Origin of the sequence: Salinicola halophilus (assembly GCF_003206155.1) — a bacterium.
GTDB lineage: Bacteria > Pseudomonadota > Gammaproteobacteria > Pseudomonadales > Halomonadaceae > Salinicola > Salinicola halophilus.
The window spans coordinates 13,955-31,415 of the sequence record NZ_PZJV01000004.1 but is presented as its reverse complement, the minus strand read 5'-3'; the positions used below and the strand labels follow the sequence as shown (position 1 = coordinate 31,415).

At 64.9% G+C, this 17,461-nt stretch carries 20 protein-coding genes and 1 tRNA gene; 9 read left to right on the top strand and 12 right to left on the bottom strand.

What is annotated here, in order from left to right; genetic code table 11:
* The first annotated feature begins 409 nt into the window (after positions 1-409).
* Entirely contained in the window at positions 410-700 is a 291-nt protein-coding gene (locus DOM33_RS11365; RefSeq protein ID WP_204352673.1) for a hypothetical protein, read from the top strand.
* 89 nt (positions 701-789) lie between these two features.
* Here DOM33_RS11365 and DOM33_RS11360 read toward each other — a convergent pair whose 3' ends face one another.
* From DOM33_RS11360 to DOM33_RS11350, 3 genes are all read right to left on the bottom strand, one after another.
* Positions 790-1,611 (bottom strand): Tim44 domain-containing protein, encoded by an 822-nt coding sequence (locus tag DOM33_RS11360; RefSeq protein WP_110669081.1) that lies wholly within the window; start codon positions 1,609-1,611, stop codon positions 790-792.
* Between the two features lie 85 nt (positions 1,612-1,696).
* Positions 1,697-2,488 (bottom strand): peroxide stress protein YaaA, encoded by a 792-nt coding sequence (gene yaaA / locus DOM33_RS11355; RefSeq protein WP_110669079.1) that lies wholly within the window; start codon positions 2,486-2,488, stop codon positions 1,697-1,699.
* A gap of 97 nt (positions 2,489-2,585) precedes the next feature.
* Positions 2,586-3,623 (bottom strand): NADP(H)-dependent aldo-keto reductase, encoded by a 1,038-nt coding sequence (locus tag DOM33_RS11350; protein WP_110669077.1) that lies wholly within the window; start codon positions 3,621-3,623, stop codon positions 2,586-2,588.
* 369 nt (positions 3,624-3,992) lie between these two features.
* On the opposite strand from DOM33_RS11350, the gene DOM33_RS11345 reads away from it, so the two are divergent.
* The gene (locus DOM33_RS11345; protein WP_338053854.1) at positions 3,993-4,409 is read left to right on the top strand and encodes a tetratricopeptide repeat protein; all 417 of its coding nucleotides are present in this window, start codon (positions 3,993-3,995) and stop codon (positions 4,407-4,409) included.
* A 132-nt stretch (positions 4,410-4,541) separates the two neighbouring features.
* Positions 4,542-5,030: a hypothetical protein gene (locus DOM33_RS11340; protein WP_239495348.1), complete on the top strand. Its 489-nt coding sequence runs from the start codon at positions 4,542-4,544 to the stop codon at positions 5,028-5,030.
* A gap of 28 nt (positions 5,031-5,058) precedes the next feature.
* Here DOM33_RS11340 and DOM33_RS11335 read toward each other — a convergent pair whose 3' ends face one another.
* From DOM33_RS11335 to ybaK, 5 genes are all read right to left on the bottom strand, one after another.
* Positions 5,059-6,030 (bottom strand): NAD(P)H-quinone oxidoreductase, encoded by a 972-nt coding sequence (locus DOM33_RS11335; RefSeq protein ID WP_110669073.1) that lies wholly within the window; start codon positions 6,028-6,030, stop codon positions 5,059-5,061.
* Positions 6,031-6,134: 104 nt separating this feature from the next.
* Positions 6,135-6,689 carry an LOG family protein gene (locus tag DOM33_RS11330; protein ID WP_110669071.1) on the bottom strand — a complete coding sequence of 185 codons (555 nt, stop codon included), beginning with the start codon at positions 6,687-6,689 and terminating at the stop codon, positions 6,135-6,137.
* A gap of 127 nt (positions 6,690-6,816) precedes the next feature.
* Entirely contained in the window at positions 6,817-7,338 is a 522-nt protein-coding gene (locus DOM33_RS11325) for a DUF501 domain-containing protein (RefSeq protein WP_110669069.1), read from the bottom strand.
* Positions 7,307-7,636 (bottom strand): hypothetical protein, encoded by a 330-nt coding sequence (locus DOM33_RS11320; RefSeq protein ID WP_110669067.1) that lies wholly within the window; start codon positions 7,634-7,636, stop codon positions 7,307-7,309. The genes DOM33_RS11325 and DOM33_RS11320 overlap by 32 nt, the downstream gene beginning before the upstream one ends.
* Positions 7,637-7,644: 8 nt before the next feature.
* Positions 7,645-8,115 (bottom strand): Cys-tRNA(Pro) deacylase, encoded by a 471-nt coding sequence (gene ybaK, locus DOM33_RS11315; RefSeq protein ID WP_110669065.1) that lies wholly within the window; start codon positions 8,113-8,115, stop codon positions 7,645-7,647.
* A 175-nt stretch (positions 8,116-8,290) separates the two neighbouring features.
* On the opposite strand from ybaK, the gene DOM33_RS11310 reads away from it, so the two are divergent.
* On the top strand, positions 8,291-8,566 hold the full coding sequence (locus DOM33_RS11310; protein WP_239495347.1) for a hypothetical protein: 276 nt from the start codon (positions 8,291-8,293) through the stop codon (positions 8,564-8,566).
* A 40-nt stretch (positions 8,567-8,606) separates the two neighbouring features.
* Here the strand turns inward: DOM33_RS11310 and DOM33_RS11305 are convergent, their stop codons facing one another.
* Entirely contained in the window at positions 8,607-9,053 is a 447-nt protein-coding gene (locus DOM33_RS11305) for a hypothetical protein (protein WP_110669061.1), read from the bottom strand.
* A gap of 36 nt (positions 9,054-9,089) precedes the next feature.
* On the opposite strand from DOM33_RS11305, the gene DOM33_RS11300 reads away from it, so the two are divergent.
* Positions 9,090-10,259, top strand: a complete 1,170-nt coding sequence (locus DOM33_RS11300; RefSeq protein WP_110669059.1) for a MalY/PatB family protein — start codon at positions 9,090-9,092, stop codon at positions 10,257-10,259.
* A 101-nt stretch (positions 10,260-10,360) separates the two neighbouring features.
* On the opposite strand, the gene DOM33_RS11295 is transcribed toward DOM33_RS11300, so the two are convergent.
* A complete protein-coding gene (locus DOM33_RS11295) occupies positions 10,361-11,296 on the bottom strand; it encodes a tetratricopeptide repeat protein (RefSeq protein WP_110669057.1) in 936 nt (311 codons plus the stop codon).
* Between the two features lie 114 nt (positions 11,297-11,410).
* Between DOM33_RS11295 and DOM33_RS11290 the strand changes: the two genes are divergently transcribed.
* Entirely contained in the window at positions 11,411-12,235 is an 825-nt protein-coding gene (locus tag DOM33_RS11290; RefSeq protein ID WP_110669089.1) for a DUF3750 domain-containing protein, read from the top strand.
* Between the two features lie 115 nt (positions 12,236-12,350).
* Here DOM33_RS11290 and DOM33_RS11285 read toward each other — a convergent pair.
* Together DOM33_RS11285 and DOM33_RS11280 are read right to left on the bottom strand one after the other, a co-directional pair.
* A tRNA-Met gene (locus tag DOM33_RS11285) sits at positions 12,351-12,427 on the bottom strand.
* A 79-nt stretch (positions 12,428-12,506) separates the two neighbouring features.
* A complete protein-coding gene (locus DOM33_RS11280) occupies positions 12,507-15,236 on the bottom strand; it encodes a DUF349 domain-containing protein (RefSeq protein ID WP_110669055.1) in 2,730 nt (909 codons plus the stop codon).
* A 234-nt stretch (positions 15,237-15,470) separates the two neighbouring features.
* On the opposite strand from DOM33_RS11280, the gene minC reads away from it, so the two are divergent.
* From minC to minE, 3 genes are all read left to right on the top strand, one after another.
* Entirely contained in the window at positions 15,471-16,223 is a 753-nt protein-coding gene (minC, locus tag DOM33_RS11275) for a septum site-determining protein MinC (RefSeq protein WP_110669053.1), read from the top strand.
* 101 nt (positions 16,224-16,324) lie between these two features.
* Positions 16,325-17,146 carry a septum site-determining protein MinD gene (gene minD, locus DOM33_RS11270; RefSeq protein WP_110669051.1) on the top strand — a complete coding sequence of 274 codons (822 nt, stop codon included), beginning with the start codon at positions 16,325-16,327 and terminating at the stop codon, positions 17,144-17,146.
* Positions 17,143-17,397, top strand: coding sequence for a cell division topological specificity factor MinE (minE, locus tag DOM33_RS11265; protein ID WP_110669049.1), 255 nt, complete (start codon positions 17,143-17,145; stop codon positions 17,395-17,397). Before minD ends, minE begins: the two co-directional genes overlap by 4 nt.
* Positions 17,398-17,461: the final 64 nt, after the last annotated feature.

Here is a 17,461-nt window from a genome sequence, read left to right as displayed (position 1 = left end):
CCCGAAAAACGCGCAAGCGACTTGCCCGCTCATGCCGGACGCGCTTGCGGCCATGCTACCCCGGGCCGGCTTACGTCAGGTCTAACCCCCACCCGATGATCCCCGTTCAGTTGTTTGTTGATCTCCCTTCTCGTGCATCCGCAGGCAGCGCGCGCGTTCTCTTGTGAACCGAGTCGAGATGCGACTTCTTTCAGGGTCGAGACATCGCAGGGTGTCGGTTTAGACCGGAAGGGGGTGACGCGATCGGCCGACAAGCTGGCGCTGGAAGCTTCATTATTTGAAAGGAATCGGGAAACCTGCCTGACCGGGTGGATGGAGGGTGGGCTAACGACTATGTTGGAAGGGCACTATTACGGACAAGCCGCCAAGGAGAATGAGTATGCGTTCGGATCTGCTGAAAAAACTGGCAATGGCCATGCTGCTGGGTATGTCGGCGTTCGGTATCGCCGCCTGCGATAGCGACGATGGCCCTGCAGAAGAAACCGGCCAATCTATCGATAATGCCGCCGATGACGCTGGCGATGCTAGCGAAGACGCTATGGACGACGCTGAGGATTCGGCCGAGAACGCTGCCGACGAAACGGGTGACGCCATGGATAACGCCGCTGACGAGACAGGCGATGCCATGGATGACGCCGGTGACGAGATGGAACAGGCGGGTGACGACATGGAAGACGAAGCCGACGACGCGCGTAACTAACGTCTCGTCTTCTCCGCTGGCTAATAGCCGGCAAGCGAAGCATAAAAAGCCGGGCCGATGGCCCGGCTTTTTGCTGCGCGCTGGTTAGGTCAACGGGTGTCGTTCTGCTCGATGCCTTGAACGTACCAAGGTGCGTTGTCACGCATGGCACGCTGTAGGTGCCAAGTCTCGTTGAACTCGGTTTCTTCGCCGTTTTCCTCGAGAACGCCATGGAAGAGCACTGTCGCTTCTGCCTGATCCTTCAATGTCTGGATACTGCCCATCTCCGCGAACAGTCGAACGATCTCCGTACGATTATTGGCCGGTTGCTCGGCGCGTTCGGTCTTCAACGTGTTGTAGAGCGCCGGCGTCACGTACTCCTGAATTCGCTCCAGATCATTGTTGTCCCAGGCGCGCTGAAGCGTCATGAAATGCTCCTTGGCGCCGGCAAGAAAGCGTTCGCGATCGAACCAGCTTGGCTCGGCACTGGCGATGTCCGCCTGTCCAGCCGACGAGCTACCGGTGAACGATGTCGGCTCGTCGTGAGCCTGAGCTTCGCGCTGTTGAGTGTGGCTGCCCGCATGAGCATGACGGCGCCGTGCCGACAGCAGTCGAAAGCCGATCCACAGCGCAATGGCAATCAGCAGGATATCCAGCATGCGAAAGCCATCGAAAGCGCCACCGAAGAACAGCGACGCCAGTAGGCCGCCGGCCAGCAGACCGGCGAGCGGTCCGGCGAAGCGAGAGAGACCTGCGCTGGGTTGCCGCGGCGGCGCCGCTGCGTTGCCTCGCGGCGTCGAAGCCGGCTGCTGCACCGAGCGAGAGTAGGAACCGAAGCTCTTGCCGCCACCGAAGCGTTTGGCCTCCGCGTGATCGATTGCCGTGGTAAATCCTAAAAGCCCGACCAGTATCATGACGAATAAATTACGCATGGGTATCACTCTCGTGGAGACGTGTGGGATTGAGGCCAGTAAAGCATGAAACGGTTTGGCAATCTCCTGTCGAAGATCGAACAAATCAAGCCGATCGGTCGCGATCTTGCTCACGTCTCAGGAAGACCGGCATGCCCGGCTTCGAAGCTTCTGCCGAGTAGCGATAGCCGGCGACGTCGAACGTTTCCAATGTCGCTTCGGTTTCGACCCTCTCTCGAATCAGCCAGGCGGCCATCAGCCCACGTGCCTTTTTGGCGTAAAAGCTGATGATCTTGTACTCGCCGTTTTTCTCATCCTTGAACACTGGGGAGACGACCTCCGCTTCCAGGCGCTTGAGGTCGATCGCCTTGCTGTATTCGTTGGAAGCGAGATTGACCAGTACGTGCGTGCCACTTGCCGCGACGGCGTCGTCTAGATCCCGGGTCAATTGATCTCGCCAATAGGCATAGAGGTCTTTCCCCGCAGGATTGCTCAGCTTGATGCCCATCTCCAGACGATACGGCTGAATCAGATCCAATGGACGCAGCAAACCGTAAAGTCCCGAGAGAATTCGAAGGTGGGACTGCGCATACGCATTCTCTTCGGCATCGAATTGCTCTGCTTCGAGTCCCTCATAGACATCGCCCTTGAACGCCTGAGCCGCCGGCTTGGCATTGTCTAGATCGAATGGCGTTTCCCAGGCCGCGTAGCGATCGGCATTGAGACCGGCGATTTTGTCGCTGACGCCCATGAGTTGCGAGAGCGCTTGAGGTGAGTAGCCGCGCAGAATATCGATCAGTTCGCGGCTCTGGGCCAGATAGTCCGGTTGGGAAACGCTTCGCGTCGTGGACGGCGTTTCGAAATCCAGCGTTTTCGCCGGCGAAAGAATGCTGAGCATGTCGTGCCTTCTTGAAGTTCAAAAAACGGAAAGCGGCTTGAAGCGTCAAACCCGAGGCGGCCGAGGATAGGCAGCCGCCAGATAGAGGGTCGTCGTATCAGGGGCAAGGGTTGGAAATACGCCGGTGAACGCCCTCGATCGCCTCGATGACCTCTTCGGAAAGCTCCAACGTATCGCTGGCGATGTTGGCGTCGAGCTGCTCGAGCGTGGTGGCCCCGATGATGTTGCTGGTGACGAACGGTCGCGAGGTCACGTAGGCCAGCGCCATCTGGGAAGGATCGAGCCCGTGGTCACGCGCGATATCGACATACTCACGCGTCGCCTGCTGGGCTGTTGCCGAGGTGTAGCGCGAGAAGCGCTCGAAGAGCGTCAGGCGACCGCCGGCCGGTTTTTGGCCGTCCAGATACTTGCCCGAGAGTACGCCGAAGGCGAGCGGGGAGTACGCGAGCAGACCCACCCCTTCGCGGTGTGCAATCTCCGAAAGGCCCACCTCGAAGCTACGATTGAGTAGGTTGTAGGGGTTTTGCACGCTAGCGACTTGCGGCAGGCCGTGCTTGTCGGCGAGCTGAAGACAGCGCATCACGCCCCAGGGCGTATCGTTGGAGAGACCAATGGCGCGAATCTTGCCGGCGTCGACGGCTTCCTTGAGCGCCCCGAGCGTTTCTTCGAGCGGTGTGGCGTTGCTGTCGTCACCCGGCAGATACCCCAGTTGGCCGAAACAGTTGACGTGGCGGTCGGGCCAGTGGAGCTGATAGAGATCGATATAGTCCGTCTGCAGGCGCGCAAGGCTTGCGTCCAGTGCCTCGAGAATCTGCTCACGGGTATGGCGCGGCCCGCCGCGCAGGTGCTCCATGGCGCGACCGGCACCGGCCGCCTTGCTGGCGATGACCAGGTCGTCACGGCGCCCGCGCTTGGCGAGCCAGCTGCCGATGTAGCGCTCCGTTAGCCCTTGCGTTTCGGCCTTGGGCGGCACCGGATACATCTCCGCGGTGTCGATGAAGTCGATACCGGCAGCCGTGGCGCGGTCGAGCTGTTGATGCGCTTCGGCTTCGCTATTCTGCTCGCCGAACGTCATGGTGCCGAGGCACAGACGCGAAACTCGAATGTCGGTATGGCCCAGAAGACGTTGCTGCATGGAAAACTCCGGTAGCGGGAAAAGCGTCATATATTCGCATGTTAAAGGGGCCCCATGCGGGCAGCAAACCGGCGCCTGTGTCCGGGGGTTGAGTCACCCAGGGGACGGGCGTATCCTTGCGGCCTTTCGCCCACCGGCACGGTTGTGGCGGGTCTTAGAGTCGATTCCGACGCGCGCTCAAGCGTTGCGTAGTAGAACAAGATGCGTCCCGATCGACAGGGTTGCCCGGACCGAGAGCGGTCTTCGTCACCAAGGTCACTGTCAGTTATGCCACAGGCGTCTTCTTTCTTTACGCGTTTCGAATTCCGTCTCGCGACCCAACTCTCTCACGTGGGCTGGATCGGGCGGTCGCCGAGCAAACAGCGGCTCATGCTCAAGTGGTTCAAGCGCTGTGCCGATGCCGGACACCTGCCGGCGCGCTCGCTCTACGGGCGGGTGCTGCTCCACCGCGGTGTCTCGGCCAAGGACAAGTCCACCGGGGCGCGCTACGTGCTGCAGGCGGCGCGAGAGGGCGATCCCAACGCCCAGTATCAGGCCGGACGTATCTACGAGCTCGGCTGTAACCAGTACCAGCCCAATCTGCATCACGCTGTCACCTGGTATGCCCGAGCGGGCGACAACGGTCATAGCCTTGCCGCGGATCGTCTTGCCACGGCGTATCAGCTCGGCGAGCTCGGCCTGCCCTGCGACCCCTCTCGCGCCGAGGAGTGGAGCGAACTCGCGGTCGATCTGGCGTCACAGCAGCCGAGGCTCGAAGCGACGCCTGCCGCCCCCGCCGTTCCCTGAAATCACCTCGCCTCTGCACGAACTCTCCGCGCGTCGGGACCCGACGCCGGGGTGTACTCTCGTTTCAACGCTGCCATGATGGTCGGACCTCGATGCCTGTCGAGAACGGTCACGAATAAGGGAGCCCGCGCCGTGCCGCTGCCCATCCTGCTAGATATCGAAGCTTCCGGGTTCGGCCGGGGGAGCTATCCCATCGAGATCGGCCTGGCGCGGGCCGACGGCAGCTCCTGCGCCTTTCTGATTCAGCCCGTCGACGAGTGGACACACTGGGACCCGAAGGCCGAGCTACTCCACGGTATCTCGCGTTCGCGGTTGATTCGGGAGGGGCATCCGCCGATCGAGGTGGCGCGCTGGCTCAACGACGAACTCGCCGTCCATGGCATTGCTTACAGCGACAGCTGGGGGTACGACAACACCTGGCTGTCGCTGCTGTTTCATCAGGCGGGAGTACTGGCACGCTTTCGGCTCGAGGCGTTACGCCGGCTGCTGAGCGAGGCGCAGACGGCGGACTGGGGGGCGACGAAGGAGCGGCTGATTGTCGATCACGGAATTCAACGCCACCGTGCCGGCGACGATGCTCGCCTGCTGCAGCTCACCTACGCGGCGACCGCCCGCGCGTAGCGCCCGCTGATCCAGCGGGCGCTGGCCGTCACGCTGTCTCGCCGACCCGTAGCAGCACTTTACCGATGTTGGCGTTGTCGGTGACGTACTGCTGCGCGGTCTCCACCTTCTGGATCGGCCATTCGCCGGCGATCAGCGGGGCAATCTCTTCGCTTGCGAGCTTCGGCCAGACGTGGGTATAGAGCGCATCCAGAATCGCCCCTTTCGATTTCGGCGAACGAGAGCGCAGGGTCGAACCGATCACGCGCTGGCGCTTCATCAGCATGCGTCCCAGATCGAGCCGAGACTCGCTACCGCCCATCAAGCCGATCAGTACCAGTCGGCCATCGGCGTTGAGCACGGACTGATCCTGCGGGATATAGTCGCCGCCCACCGGATCGAGAATCATGTCCGCGCCGCCCCAGGCCTTGACCGCGTCGACGAAGCTACCGTCGTGGCGGTTCCAGCCCGCCTCGGCGCCGAGCTTGTAGCAGGCGTCCAGCTTCTCCTGACTGCCGGCGGTGACGAAGCAGGGATTGCCGAAGGCGCGACAGAGCTGGATCGCCGCCGTCCCCACGCCACTGGCCGCGGCGTGAAGCAGCACACGCTGCCCCGGCTGCGCCGCCCCCTCCATGTAGAGATTCAGCCAGGCCGTGGCGAACACCTCGGGGAGGGCCGCCGCTTCGCGTAGCCCCAGGTTTTGCGGAATCGGCAGGACCTGAGCGGCATCGACGACGACCTGCTCGGCATAGCCGCCGCCGGCGAGCAGCGCGCAGACGCGGTCGCCCTGCTTGAAGCGCTCGACCTGCTCGCCAGTCGCCGCGATGGTCCCGCTGATCTCCAGACCGGGTACCTCGGTCACCCCCGGGGGCGGCGGGTACTTGCCGGCGCGCTGCATCAGGTCCGCGCGATTCACACCCGCCCAAGCGACATCGATGCGTACCTCGCGCGGCCCCAGCGAGCCCAGGTCTGGCTGCTCACGCCAATGGAGCCGTCCGTCTTCGATAGTGATCGCCTGCATGTGTCGTCCTCCTCGCGTTGATCGACCTTTTCTACGGTGCGGCACCGGCCAACGCCATGCCGCGCTATCCCCACACTGTAGTCGATAGGCATCGAGATACGGGGCTACAGCGCCGCCTCGGCGTGAACGCGGGCCAGCCGGTCGAGCAGCGATTCGATCTGCTCATCGGCAATCAGCGTCTCGCGGGTTCGTCGGTCGAGAAAGCCGTGTTCGACGGTGGTATCGAGAAACGTCAGCAGCGGCGTATAGAAGTCGGCGGTGTTGAGTACGCCAAGGGGCTTGGCATGCAGTGCCAGATAGCGCCAGGTCCAGATCTCGAAGAGCTCTTCCAGCGTACCGATGCCCCCGGGCAGCGCCACGAAGGCGTCGGCGTGAGCGGCCATTGCCGCCTTGCGCTCGTGCATGCTGTCGACGCGGATCAGCCGCGTCACGCTCGGGTGCGATACTTCACGCTGGACCAGGTGTTCCGGGATGACGCCGATCACCTCGCCGCCGCCGGCAAGACAGGCATCGGCGAGCCGACCCATCAGACCATTGCGCGCACCGCCATAGACCAGTCCCCAGCCGCGGCTGGCAATGGCACGTCCGAGCGCCTCGGTCGCTTCGACGAAGCGGGGATCGTTGCCTTCGCGCGAGCCGAGATAAACACAGATTTTCACGCTGTCACTCCTGGATGAATGAAAGACGACCCGGACGGCGGCGTCGATCGCCACTCGTCACGGGCAGGCCGGTGCCCGGGGATGATCGATGCCGAATGGGCCGGCTCCGACGTTCGATCGACGGGACCTAGGGAATGGTCGCGGCGACGTCGTAGTGCGTATCCAGCCAGCGGCCGATGGCGTTGCTGCCGCACAGGTGATGCGCGTACTGGGTGTGAAGGCAGCGAACCTGGTCCCAATTGGTGATCCCGCCGATGCCACGTTCCCGCATCAGCGGCGTGAAGCCGCGGCGCTCGACGGTGTCGCGCTGTGCCGGCGTCATGTAGTCCCAGCGCTGACGCACGTAGTCCTCGTGGCTGGCGTGGTACTCGGCCATCCACTCGGAATCCTGTTTGAGCGCTGCTTCCAGCTCCTTGATCACGCCCTGGGCTTCCAGACGGGAGAGCACGACCTTGAGCCGCTCGCAGGAGAGCCAGTAAAGGGTCGGAAAGGGGGCATCGTCGACGATGGGGGCCATGCGCAGCACCAGGGGGCGGTCCTGGCTGTCGGTGGCGGCGACAGCGGCGAGTCCGCGGGGCGCGCGGCCGAGTTGTTGCGCGATGGTCTCGAGCTGCGCGTCAGTCGCCGCTCGATCGGTTCGAATCACCATGGGGAGAATCCAGTATGACTTTGCGAGAGCGGGCCACCGCCCGATAGAACGCCTGGCTTAGCTGCATCGGTGTCGGCGAGTAGTGATGGTCACGCAGACAGAAGGCGCGGGCGCGCTCGATGAGGGCCGTATAGAGGCGATTGAACGGCGCATCATAGTCGTAGGGGTCCGGCCCGGGCAATCGCAGATGCGGATAGTCGGCCAGTCGCTCGATGAAGTAGCGCTCCAGCGTCACCTCCAGCGTGCGATGGCGATCGACGTCGTCGGGGTCGAGCCAGAGATCGTAATCGATCGCCATGGCCGGGCTCAGTCTCTGGCCAGCGCGATGGCGCGCGCGCCGGTAAGCGCGATCAGATCCGCCGGCGCCAGCGAAAGCTCCAGCCCCCGTCGGCCGCCGCTGACGTGAACCTGCGAAAGACGCCGCGCACTCTCGTCGATGAACGTCGCCAGACGCTTTTTCTGACCCAGTGGACTGATGCCGCCGACGGTGTAGCCCGTGGCACGCTCGGCCTCCGGGGCGGCGGCCATGTGTGCTTTACGGGCGCCGGCGGCTTTCGCCAGGGCCTTGAGGTCGAGCGAGCCCGAGACCGGTACCAGCGCCACCACCAGCTGACCGTCGTCGAGTCTGGCCAGCAGCGTCTTGAATACCGACTCGGCGGGCAGCGAGAGTGCGGCAACGGCGGCGGGACCATAGCCGCTGCCATCGTCGTCGGCGCTGTAGCTGGTAACCTCGTGGGCAATGCCGCGGGATTCGAGCAGACGGATGGCAGGCGTCATGTCAGGGCGCCGCCGATTTCTGGGCCTTGCCGGCAACCCGCCGGCGTTTCTAAGCTAGTCACGCTATGAAGACTCCTCGTTATCGACCGGCGGCGACCCGATGAACGTTCCGCCGGATGCCCCGTCATCGGCCGACTCGCCGCCGCGTTGCGCGCTATGCGGACGAGCGACGCCATTGACCCGGCACCATCTCATCCCCCGAACGTTGCACCGCAAGCCGCGCTATCGCAAGCGACACGATCGCGAACACCTGCAAACTGCCGTGCTCATGGTCTGCCGGCCGTGCCATTCGCATCTGCATCGCACGCTCAGCGAGCGCGAGCTCGCCGACCACTACGCCAGTCGCGAGGCGCTGCTGTCGCACCCGGAAATACGCACCTTCGCCGACTGGCTCGCTGACAAGCCCGATGGTTTCGTGCCCAAACGACAGGCTCGACGTCGCGGTCGTTGAGGGAGTGACGACGTTTCGGCTGGCTTCGGGTGAGACGGTCCTAGATCAGACGCCGACTGGTGTGATCCTCCCAGGCCGCCGTCAGTGCCGGCGCGAGCGGTTCGCGCAGATGCTCGGGGAGGGCGGCGCGGGCATCGTCGAGGCTTTCGAACGGACGATTCTGCAGCCAGCAGTAGGCCCAGGCGCAGGCTTCGTCGTCGTCGACGGGCAGCGGGCGCGCGGGTAGCTGTACCAGCAGGAACAGCGCCGTTCTCGCCGCCCAGCGCGGCGGGGCGACGTCGTCGCTCCAGGCTTTCAGCGTGTCGCCGTCCGGTGTCTGCTCAGGGTCGCCGAGTTTGGCGATCCTTGCCGTATCGGCCAGAATCATCGCCAGACGGTCTGGGCTCGCCTGACCCAGGTGCAGCCAGTGCCCGATCAGGCGTGATCCGCCGGCCACCGCGCGGGCATAGAACGGCCGCGCCTGTGACGCCGAGTGGGGTCGCTGCATCTTTCGTCCTCTAACGAACCATGGTGAGAAACGCGCGTGAACAACAATGTCACCTCGCAGTACGATTTTGCCACGCATATCGATCGTCGCCAGCATCCGACGAAGAAGTGGCAGCAGTACGCCGCAGATGTACTGCCGCTCTGGGTCGCCGATATGGATTTCGTCTCGCCGCCGCCGATCATCGAGGCGCTCGCGCGGCGGGTCGATCACGGCGTCTACGGCTACGGCGACGTTGCCGCAACGCTACGACAGGCACTCTGCCGCTGGAGTCGCGACCACTACGACTGGGCCATCGAACACGACTGGCAGCTCTGGATCCCCGGCGTCGTGCCCGCGCTCAACCTGGCGGCGCTGGCCTTCAGCGAGCCGGGCGAGGGCATCTTGACCGTCACCCCGATCTACCCGCCATTTCTCAAGGTCGCTGACAACACCGGGCGCGAAGCCCAGCAGGTCGCCCTCGCCGAGCCGAGCGCGGACGGCGAACCCTGGACGCTCGATCTCGACCGCCTGGAAGCGGCGATCAAGCCCAACACCCGCGTGCTGCTGTGGTGCCATCCCCACAACCCCACCGGTCGTGTCTGGAGTGCCGAGGAGCTCGCCGGACTTGCGGCGCTGGCGGTGCGCCACGATCTGGTCATCGTTTCCGACGAGCTTCACTGCGACCTGATCCTCGACGCCGAGCGCTCGCATCGGCCGTTGGGCCAACTCCATCCCGAACTCGCCGAACGCCTGGTAACGCTCTGGGCGCCGTCGAAAACGTTCAACGTCGCCGGGCTCTCCTGCGCCTGCGCAGTGATCGCCGACGAAACGCTGCGCCAGCGATTCCAGCAGGCGGGCGCCGGTTTGATGCCGGGGGTCAACGTGCTGGGGCTCGAGGCCGCGGTGGCGGCGTACACCGAGTGCGAGCCCTGGCGTCAGGCGCTGCTCGAAGAGCTCAATGCCAATCTCGCGCTGGTCGAACGCTACGTCGAGCGCTGGCCGGGGGTGACGCTGTCATCGCCACAGGCGACCTATCTCGCCTGGCTCGACTTTCGCCGCAGCGGGCTCGGCGAGTCGCCGCAGAACCACCTTTTGGAGGGGGCGAGAGTCGCGCTCTCCGAAGGCCGGGATTTCGGGGCGCCGGGCTTCGTTCGCCTCAATTTCGGGATGCCGCGAACCTGGCTCGAAGAAGCGCTGAATCGACTGGACGGCGTACTCGGCGCCTAGTTCGTCATCTCTCGGCGGTGGTCTTTTGATGACGCCCCGCTCGACGCAAAAACCCGGCCGTACGGCCGGGTTTCCGTCGCTGACGGATGAGACGCGATCGTTCAATAGAGCATGGCGAACAGGCGGCGGCGATAGGTTACCGTCAGCGGGTGATCGGCGCCGAGGGCATCGAACACGTTCAGCAGCGTCTTGCGGGCGGCATCGTCACCGTAACTGCGATCGCGCTTCATCAGTGCCAGCAGTGCCTCGAGCCCTGCCTCGTAGTCGCCGTCGGCGAGCTGACGCAGGGCACGTGCGTACTGTGCCTCACTGTCCTCGCGCTCACCCAGCGCCTCGATCTCGGCATGGCTCAGCGCCTTCTCGCCGAATTCGATGCGCGCACGCACGCCGCGGGCCTTGGCGCCGTCGCGATGCTCCGGCGGCAGGTTGTCGAGCAGCTGGCGGGCCGTGTCGCTGTCACCGGCGGCCACATAGACCCCGGCGAGATCGATCTGGTAATCGTAGTGTTCGGGATACTGCTGGATCAGCTCGTCGAAGATCGCCTGAGCGGTCGCGGTATCGCCGTTGGCGAGAGCCGCCTCGGCCATCTCCTCCGGGCTCTGCGAAGCCGTGTCCGGCGCTTCGATGTACTTCGCCAGCCATTCGCGAACCTGCTTTTCCGGCAGCGCGCCCTGCAGCTGATCGTAGAGCTGACCCTGGGCGATGAGCTTGACGTCCGGCACCGATTGCACGCCGAGCTGCGAGGCGATCTGCGGATACGCCGCGATGTCGAGTCGCGCCAGCACGAAGGCACCGGCGTACTCGGTGGCGAGCTTTTCGAGGATCGGCTTTAGATTCTGGCAGGGCTCGCTCGCCCCGCTCCAGCTCTGCAGCAGAACGGGCCGCTGCATCGAGCCTTCGAGCACCACCTGCTGGAAATTCTCCAGCGTGACGTCAACGATCACGTCCTCGCGAGAGACACCGCCCGATGCGCCGGTGTCATTGCTTTCCGGGCCGGCGAGCGGCTGACCGGTGCGGGGATCGACGATTGCAGCCATGAGTAGAACCCTTGATGTCCGATTCGAGATTGGCGACTGTTATGCGGGTCACGCGTCGGCGATTCAACCCCTGACGTGCATTTCTGCCGAGTACTCACTGCCATGGGGCTATCGATGGTCGTCCAACGTTTCGCCCTCTCTCTGCTGGCAGTGGCGACTTTCGTCGCCGCGCTGCTGCTCGGGCCCGGCTACATGCTGGCATCGCAACAAGTGGCGCTGGACACCGACTGGCGGCAGGCCGACCGCAGAGCCAGTGGCCTGGCACCGGACCCCGCGACGCTCACCGATGCGGTGGTGCAGGTCTACGCGGCGCGCACCTTCGGCTGGCGCGGTGCCTTTGGCGTGCACACCTGGATCGCGACCAAGGCGGAAGGGGCCGAGCGCTATCGCATTCACCAGGTGTTGAGCTGGCGCCGACCGGTCGTGGTGAGCGCTTACGGCTCCCCGGACCGTTACTGGTACGGCAACCCGCCGACGCTGCTGGCGGACATTCGCGGGGCGCGGGCCAGTCGTGCGATCGACGAGATCGAAACGGCAGTGGCGAATTACCCCCGCGCCGACCGCTATCGAGTCTGGCCGGGCCCCAACAGCAACACCTTCGTAGCCTGGGTGGTGCGATCGGTATCCGCACTCTCGGTCGACTTTCCGCCCACCGCCATCGGCAAGGACTATCTCATCGCATCGGAGGGCGATGCGCTTTCGGGCGTGCTCGCGAGCGCGCCGAGCGGGACCGGCTATCAGGTATCGCTGAACGGGTTGCTTGGCGTGATGCTGGCATTCGATGAGGGCATCGAGTGGAACGTGCTGGGATTGGCCTTCGGTGTCGACTGGCGATCGCCGGCATTGAAGCTGCCCGGACTCGGGCGGATCGGCATGGCCCAGCCGAGCGGCGCGCGTTCGGTGGATCAGCAGGCCGCGCTGACCCCGGAGGGGGAATGACCGGCCAGGAAGGCGTAGCCGTGGGCGTCGTGGCGCTACCCATCAATCCCGACCGGTAACGCTGAAAAGCACACAAAAAAAGACCGGCGCCTGAAAAGGCACCGGTCTAAATATTTGGTAGCGGGGACCGGATTTGAACCGATGACCTTCGGGTTATGAGCCCGACGAGCTACCAGACTGCTCCACCCCGCATCAACTTGGGGCGAATTATACGTAAGTATTATCCGCTGTCAACACATCGTTTCTCGATCGCCTTCGGCAAGGCACGGCGTCATCGATTGCCTTCGGCAAGACGGGCCAGCACGTGATCGAAGTCGCTCGCGTAGGGCAGCCAAGTCTCACGCGTGATCGAGGCGCTCGACAGCAGTGTCAGCAACGTCTGACGTAGCTCCTCCGGCGGCGAGGGTTGGCGGCCGAGGCCATCGTTGAGGCGGGCGACCTGAACTTCCAGCCGCAGGGGCTCGAGCGCATCGGGGATCGGCTCGTCGGCCAGCAGATGTAGCTGGACCAGACAGCGCTGCAGCATCTCTTCTCCCGGCATGACGGCGGCAGCGGACGAAGGCTGTTCGAGCGCGGTCCGGATTGCCGCCGGTGCCTCGTCGAGGGGCTCGTTGGCGAGGGCACGTTCGAACCAGTGGCGGTACGTCGGCCATTCGCGGGCCTGTTCGGCAAGCGCCAGCCGGTCGAGGGTTACCTCGCGGGCATGGACGATACCTTGCCAGCGCCGCTCCATGCCCTCGCTGCGACGGCTATGGGGAAGCGGCCCCAGGCGCTGCGCTTCGTTCAGCGCCTCTTCGAGGACATCGCGCTCGCTGGCGCTTTCCGGCTGCCAGGCGTCGAGCCGGTCGATGAGCGCCTGCATGTCGTCGAAGCGCTGCTGCTGGCGCGCCTGCTGTTCACCGCGACTGGCGTCGCGGGCGGCGAAAATCGTGTCGCAGTGGCCGCGAAATTCACGCCAGAGCGTCTGCTCGACGCCCTTGGGCGCGCGTCCCAGCGCCCGCCAGCGCTGCTGAAGCGTCTTGGCGGTATCGGCACGCTGGGCGGCGTTGGCGTCACTTCCGGCGAGTTCACGCGCCTGCTCGACCAGCTCCCGCTTGTGAGTCGCGACATCGCCGGCGCGAGCATCGATCAGCGCCTGCAGTTGATGCCGCAGGCGGGCGTAGCGACGTCCGAGCGCCGCGTTCTGGCGCTTGGGCACCGGCCAGTGGCGATCCCACTGCTCCTGGGCGGCATCGCGCACTCGGCGCAGTCCGTCCGGGTCGGCGTTGGCGGCGGGGTTGTCGAGCAACGTTTCCAGCTGCTGACACAGGGCCTCGCGCGTCTCGAGATTGAGGCGCTGACGATCTTCCAGCTCCGACTCCCACGCCGCGAGCTGGCTATGGAGTGAGTCCGAGGCGGCGCGGAAACGCTGGGCGAACTCGCGAGTCGCGGCCGCGTCACCCAGCTGGCGCCATTCGCGAATCAGACGCTGATGCTCGCGATGCCGTTCGCTGTCGCGACGCTCCGTCGCCTCGACCAGCGCTTCGATCGATTGCAGCAGGTGCTCGCGCTTGGGCGCGGCGGCGAAACCGCGCCAGTCGCGCAGCTCGGCCAGTCGTGCGGTGAGCTGGCGATAACGCTGGTCGAGATCGCGGGACAGCGTCTGCCCGCTGCGCTCGAGATGCTGTCGCAGGCGACGATGCGTCTGCGAGGCAGGCCGATAACGGCCTGCCTCGAGGTCGCCATCGAGCTCGGCCAGGCGCTCTTCGATCTCTTCTTGCGACCAGGCATTTTCCGGCTGGTCGTCGCTCGAGGGGGAAGCGGCGCGCTGATGCTTCGCTGCCTGGAGGCGGCGCGCGGCGGCCAAGCGTTCGGTCGCGGGGAGGTCTTCGGGCCAGGCGATGGCATCGAGAAGGGGGCTGGGGTCTTCGTCGCGCTCGAGCGCTTCGTTGAGTGCCGAGCTGCGTTCGAGCAGGCGTTCCCAGGCCTGCCAGAAGGTCTGGGCGATGGCGATGCGCGCTTCGAAGCGCTGCTGAAACTCCGGCGAGGTGCCGAAACGATCGGAGATGTCGCGCCAGCGCTCGCTCTGCAGCTGCCACTTGGCGTGAAGCTCCTGCATCGCCTCGACGGTGAGCGGTTCGCGTTCGCGTACCACGGCGATGGCCTGGTCCAGGGTATCGAGAATGCCTTCCCGGGTCTGGCGGGCCTCGAGCTTCTCTCGCTGCAGGCGCTCGGACGCCTGACGTTCACGCTCCTGCTCGGCGATGCGCTGGCGACAGCGGGTAACAGCGGCATCGAGGCGTTCGCGCTCGGTATCACTCGCACCGCTTTCAAAGCGTTCCCAGAGCCCCAGCCAATGCTTCAGGCGGGCTTCGTACTGCGGCTCCCACGGTCGATGCGCCTGGCTCTCGAGCGCCTGCAGAACTCGCTCCCGCTCTGCGCCGGCCGCAGCCTGCTGCTCGGCATCGGCGCGGCGTGCGGCAAGGCGTTCCCGCGCCAGGCGGGCGACCTGCTTGTCGCGACGGGACTGGCGGGCGAGACGCGCGAGACCGTCGTCGCTCTCCACGCGCTCGGCGGCGGCACGACGCACGGCGGTAATGCCGTTGTCGCTTGCGTGATCGATCAGGCGCGTCTCGTCGTCGACCCGTGCAAGGGCCGTCAAACGCAGCGTCTGGTTGTCACCCTGGCGAATCAGCGCGTCGATCAGCGCGGGATCGTCGAGTTCGGCGATCCACGCAAGGCGGGTCTCGAGATCGAGCGCCGGCGCGGTGGCGCCACCCAGTAGATCGACGAGGCGCGCGAAGATGTCGGCATTCGGCGCCTGGGCGTACCAGGCGAGCAGGCGCTCGGGCGTCTCGATCCGCGCAAGCGCGGCACGGCGAACGCTGGGCTCGTCGTCATGGGCGAGCGCTTCGAGCGCTTGGGTATCGTTGGCGCCGAGCTGCTGGACGGCGCGCAGACGGACGGCAGGATCCTTGTGCCGCCAACGGGGGGAGAAAAGACGCTGAAAGAGTCCTGGCATGGCCGATGTGGCATCCTGAAAACGACGGGCTAGCAGTGGCCGGCGCAAGGTCGAAGCGGCGCCAGCGGCAGTCGACTATCTAACCATTTGAACGGCGACGGTAAAAGGGCCGAAGGCCGGGTGCGTCGGCCCGCGGCGACACCTGACAAACGTCGGAGGTGGCCGTATGATCGGTTGCAGCAGCGTGCGCCCTCGCTTAGCGTAACCCCCATTCCCAGGCTTCGGAGTTCGGTCATGAGTCTCAACAGAGATCCGGCAGAGAGTGCCTTCACCTTCAAAGGTGGCATGCTGCCCATGACGGTCATGGAGCTGACCAGCGGTGATCCGGAGCGTATTCGCGCCCAGCTGGCGGGCAAGGTCAGCCAGGCGCCGGCCTTTTTCCAGCACACGCCGGTCGTGTTGAGCGTCGAACAGATCGACGAGCCGCACCTGGCGCTCGAGCGCATCTGTGCGGTATGCCGTGGGCACAAATTGCTGCCGGTGGCCGTTCGCGGCGGGCCGGATCCGGTCAAGCAGTCCGCATGGGCGCTGGGACTCGGCTGGTTCCCGCCGCAGGAAGCGCGCCCGCGAGGCATCGAGACCAGTGCGGTGGAAAAGCCGACCGAGGCGCCAGCGGAGGTCGATGCCGAACCGCCGATGGTGTCGACGTCGGCGCCGATCGGCGGACGTATCTATCGCGGTACCGTGCGCTCCGGTCAGCAGATATCGGCGCCGGATGGCGATCTCATCGTCATCGGCGCAGTCAATCCCGGCGCAGAGATGCTCGCGGGAGGCAGCATTCACGTGTACGGCCCGCTGCGCGGTCGGGCGCTGGCGGGCATCCATGGTGACCGCGATGCGGGTATCTTCTGCCACGATCTCCACGCCGAGCTCTTGTCGGTGGCGGGGACGTACAAGCGGATGGAAGACATCGATCCACGCATGATGGGCAGTGCGGTTCAGGTTCAGCTCATGGAAGACCAGCTCAAGATATCGGCGCTCGCCTGATCGCAGGGGTCTGATCGTCGATGCCGCAAGGCGTCGCGACGAGAACGGCCTGCAAGACGGTGGGAGCGATCAACAATTTATCGGGTAACAGGAAGTTCATCTTGGCCAAGATCATCGTTGTAACCTCCGGTAAAGGTGGCGTGGGCAAGACCACCAGTGCGGCGGCGATTGCCACCGGACTCGCGCTGCGCGGCAACAAGACCGTCGTCATCGACTTCGACGTGGGCCTACGTAACCTGGATCTGATCATGGGGTGCGAGCGCCGCGTGGTTTACGACCTGGTCAACGTCATTCAGGGCGAGGCCGGGCTGAATCAGGCGTTGATCCGCGACAAGCGCTCGGAGAACCTGCACATCCTTCCGGCCTCGCAGACGCGGGACAAGGACGCGCTGACGTTGGAGGGCGTGGAAACGGTTCTCGCCAGCCTCAGCGAAGAGTTCGACTACATCATCTGCGACTCGCCGGCGGGTATCGAGCGTGGCGCTCAGCTCGCGCTCTACTTCGCCGACGAGGCGATCGTGGTCACCAACCCCGAGGTCTCTTCGGTCCGCGATTCCGACCGGATCCTCGGCCTGCTGTCGTCGAAATCCCGGCGCGCCGAGCAGAACCGTGATCCGATCAAGGAGCATCTGCTCGTCACCCGCTACAACCCGAACCGGGTGGACGACGGCGACATGCTCAACCTCGAGGACATCTGCGAGATTCTCGCGATCAACCTCATCGGTTTGATTCCCGAATCCGAAGCCGTGCTGCGCTCGTCGAACCAGGGCGTGCCGGTCATTCACGACGACAAGAGCGACGCCGGTCAGGCCTACGCGGATACCGTTTCCCGGCTAATGGGCGAAGACGTGCCGCTGCGCTTTCAGCACGTACCGAAGCGAGGCCTGCTCGCTCGCATGTTCGGAGGAGGGAGTCGCCGGTGAAACTACTCGATTTTCTCAAGGGCGAGCGCAAGAAATCCGCGTCGGTCGCCAAGGAGCGGCTGCAGATCATCGTTGCGCACCAGCGCGGCCATCGTGGCCAGCCGGACTACATGCCGATGCTCGAGCAGGAGCTGCTCGAGGTGATCCGCCGCTACGTCAAGGTTGAGCAGGATGCGATCAACATCAGCCTCGACAGTGAGGACGACTGCTCGGTGCTCGAGCTCAACGTGACGCTCCCCAACCGCGAATAGGCCGGAGTGGCGAAGAATGCCGCGCCGCGGGTCGTTGCGCGAGCCGAGGCGGCGTGGCAGTGAG

Excerpts from the sequence above, each read along its gene's own strand:
- yaaA (WP_110669079.1), bottom strand. The coding sequence starts at position 2,488 with ATGCTCAGCATTCTTTCGCCGGCGAAAACGCTGGATTTCGAAACGCCG.
- DOM33_RS11360 (WP_110669081.1), bottom strand. The coding sequence starts at position 1,611 with ATGCGTAATTTATTCGTCATGATACTGGTCGGGCTTTTAGGATTTACC.
- DOM33_RS11320 (WP_110669067.1), bottom strand. The coding sequence starts at position 7,636 with ATGGCGATCGATTACGATCTCTGGCTCGACCCCGACGACGTCGATCGC.
- DOM33_RS11365 (WP_204352673.1), top strand. The coding sequence starts at position 410 with ATGGCCATGCTGCTGGGTATGTCGGCGTTCGGTATCGCCGCCTGCGAT.
- DOM33_RS11295 (WP_110669057.1), bottom strand. The coding sequence starts at position 11,296 with ATGGCTGCAATCGTCGATCCCCGCACCGGTCAGCCGCTCGCCGGCCCG.
- DOM33_RS11305 (WP_110669061.1), bottom strand. The coding sequence starts at position 9,053 with ATGCAGCGACCCCACTCGGCGTCACAGGCGCGGCCGTTCTATGCCCGC.
- DOM33_RS11280 (WP_110669055.1), bottom strand. The coding sequence starts at position 15,236 with ATGCCAGGACTCTTTCAGCGTCTTTTCTCCCCCCGTTGGCGGCACAAG.
- DOM33_RS11290 (WP_110669089.1), top strand. The coding sequence starts at position 11,411 with ATGGTCGTCCAACGTTTCGCCCTCTCTCTGCTGGCAGTGGCGACTTTC.
- DOM33_RS11335 (WP_110669073.1), bottom strand. The coding sequence starts at position 6,030 with ATGCAGGCGATCACTATCGAAGACGGACGGCTCCATTGGCGTGAGCAG.
- DOM33_RS11350 (WP_110669077.1), bottom strand. The coding sequence starts at position 3,623 with ATGCAGCAACGTCTTCTGGGCCATACCGACATTCGAGTTTCGCGTCTG.
- ybaK (WP_110669065.1), bottom strand. The coding sequence starts at position 8,115 with ATGACGCCTGCCATCCGTCTGCTCGAATCCCGCGGCATTGCCCACGAG.
- minC (WP_110669053.1), top strand. The coding sequence starts at position 15,471 with ATGAGTCTCAACAGAGATCCGGCAGAGAGTGCCTTCACCTTCAAAGGT.
- DOM33_RS11345 (WP_338053854.1), top strand. The coding sequence starts at position 3,993 with ATGCTCAAGTGGTTCAAGCGCTGTGCCGATGCCGGACACCTGCCGGCG.
- DOM33_RS11325 (WP_110669069.1), bottom strand. The coding sequence starts at position 7,338 with ATGGTGATTCGAACCGATCGAGCGGCGACTGACGCGCAGCTCGAGACC.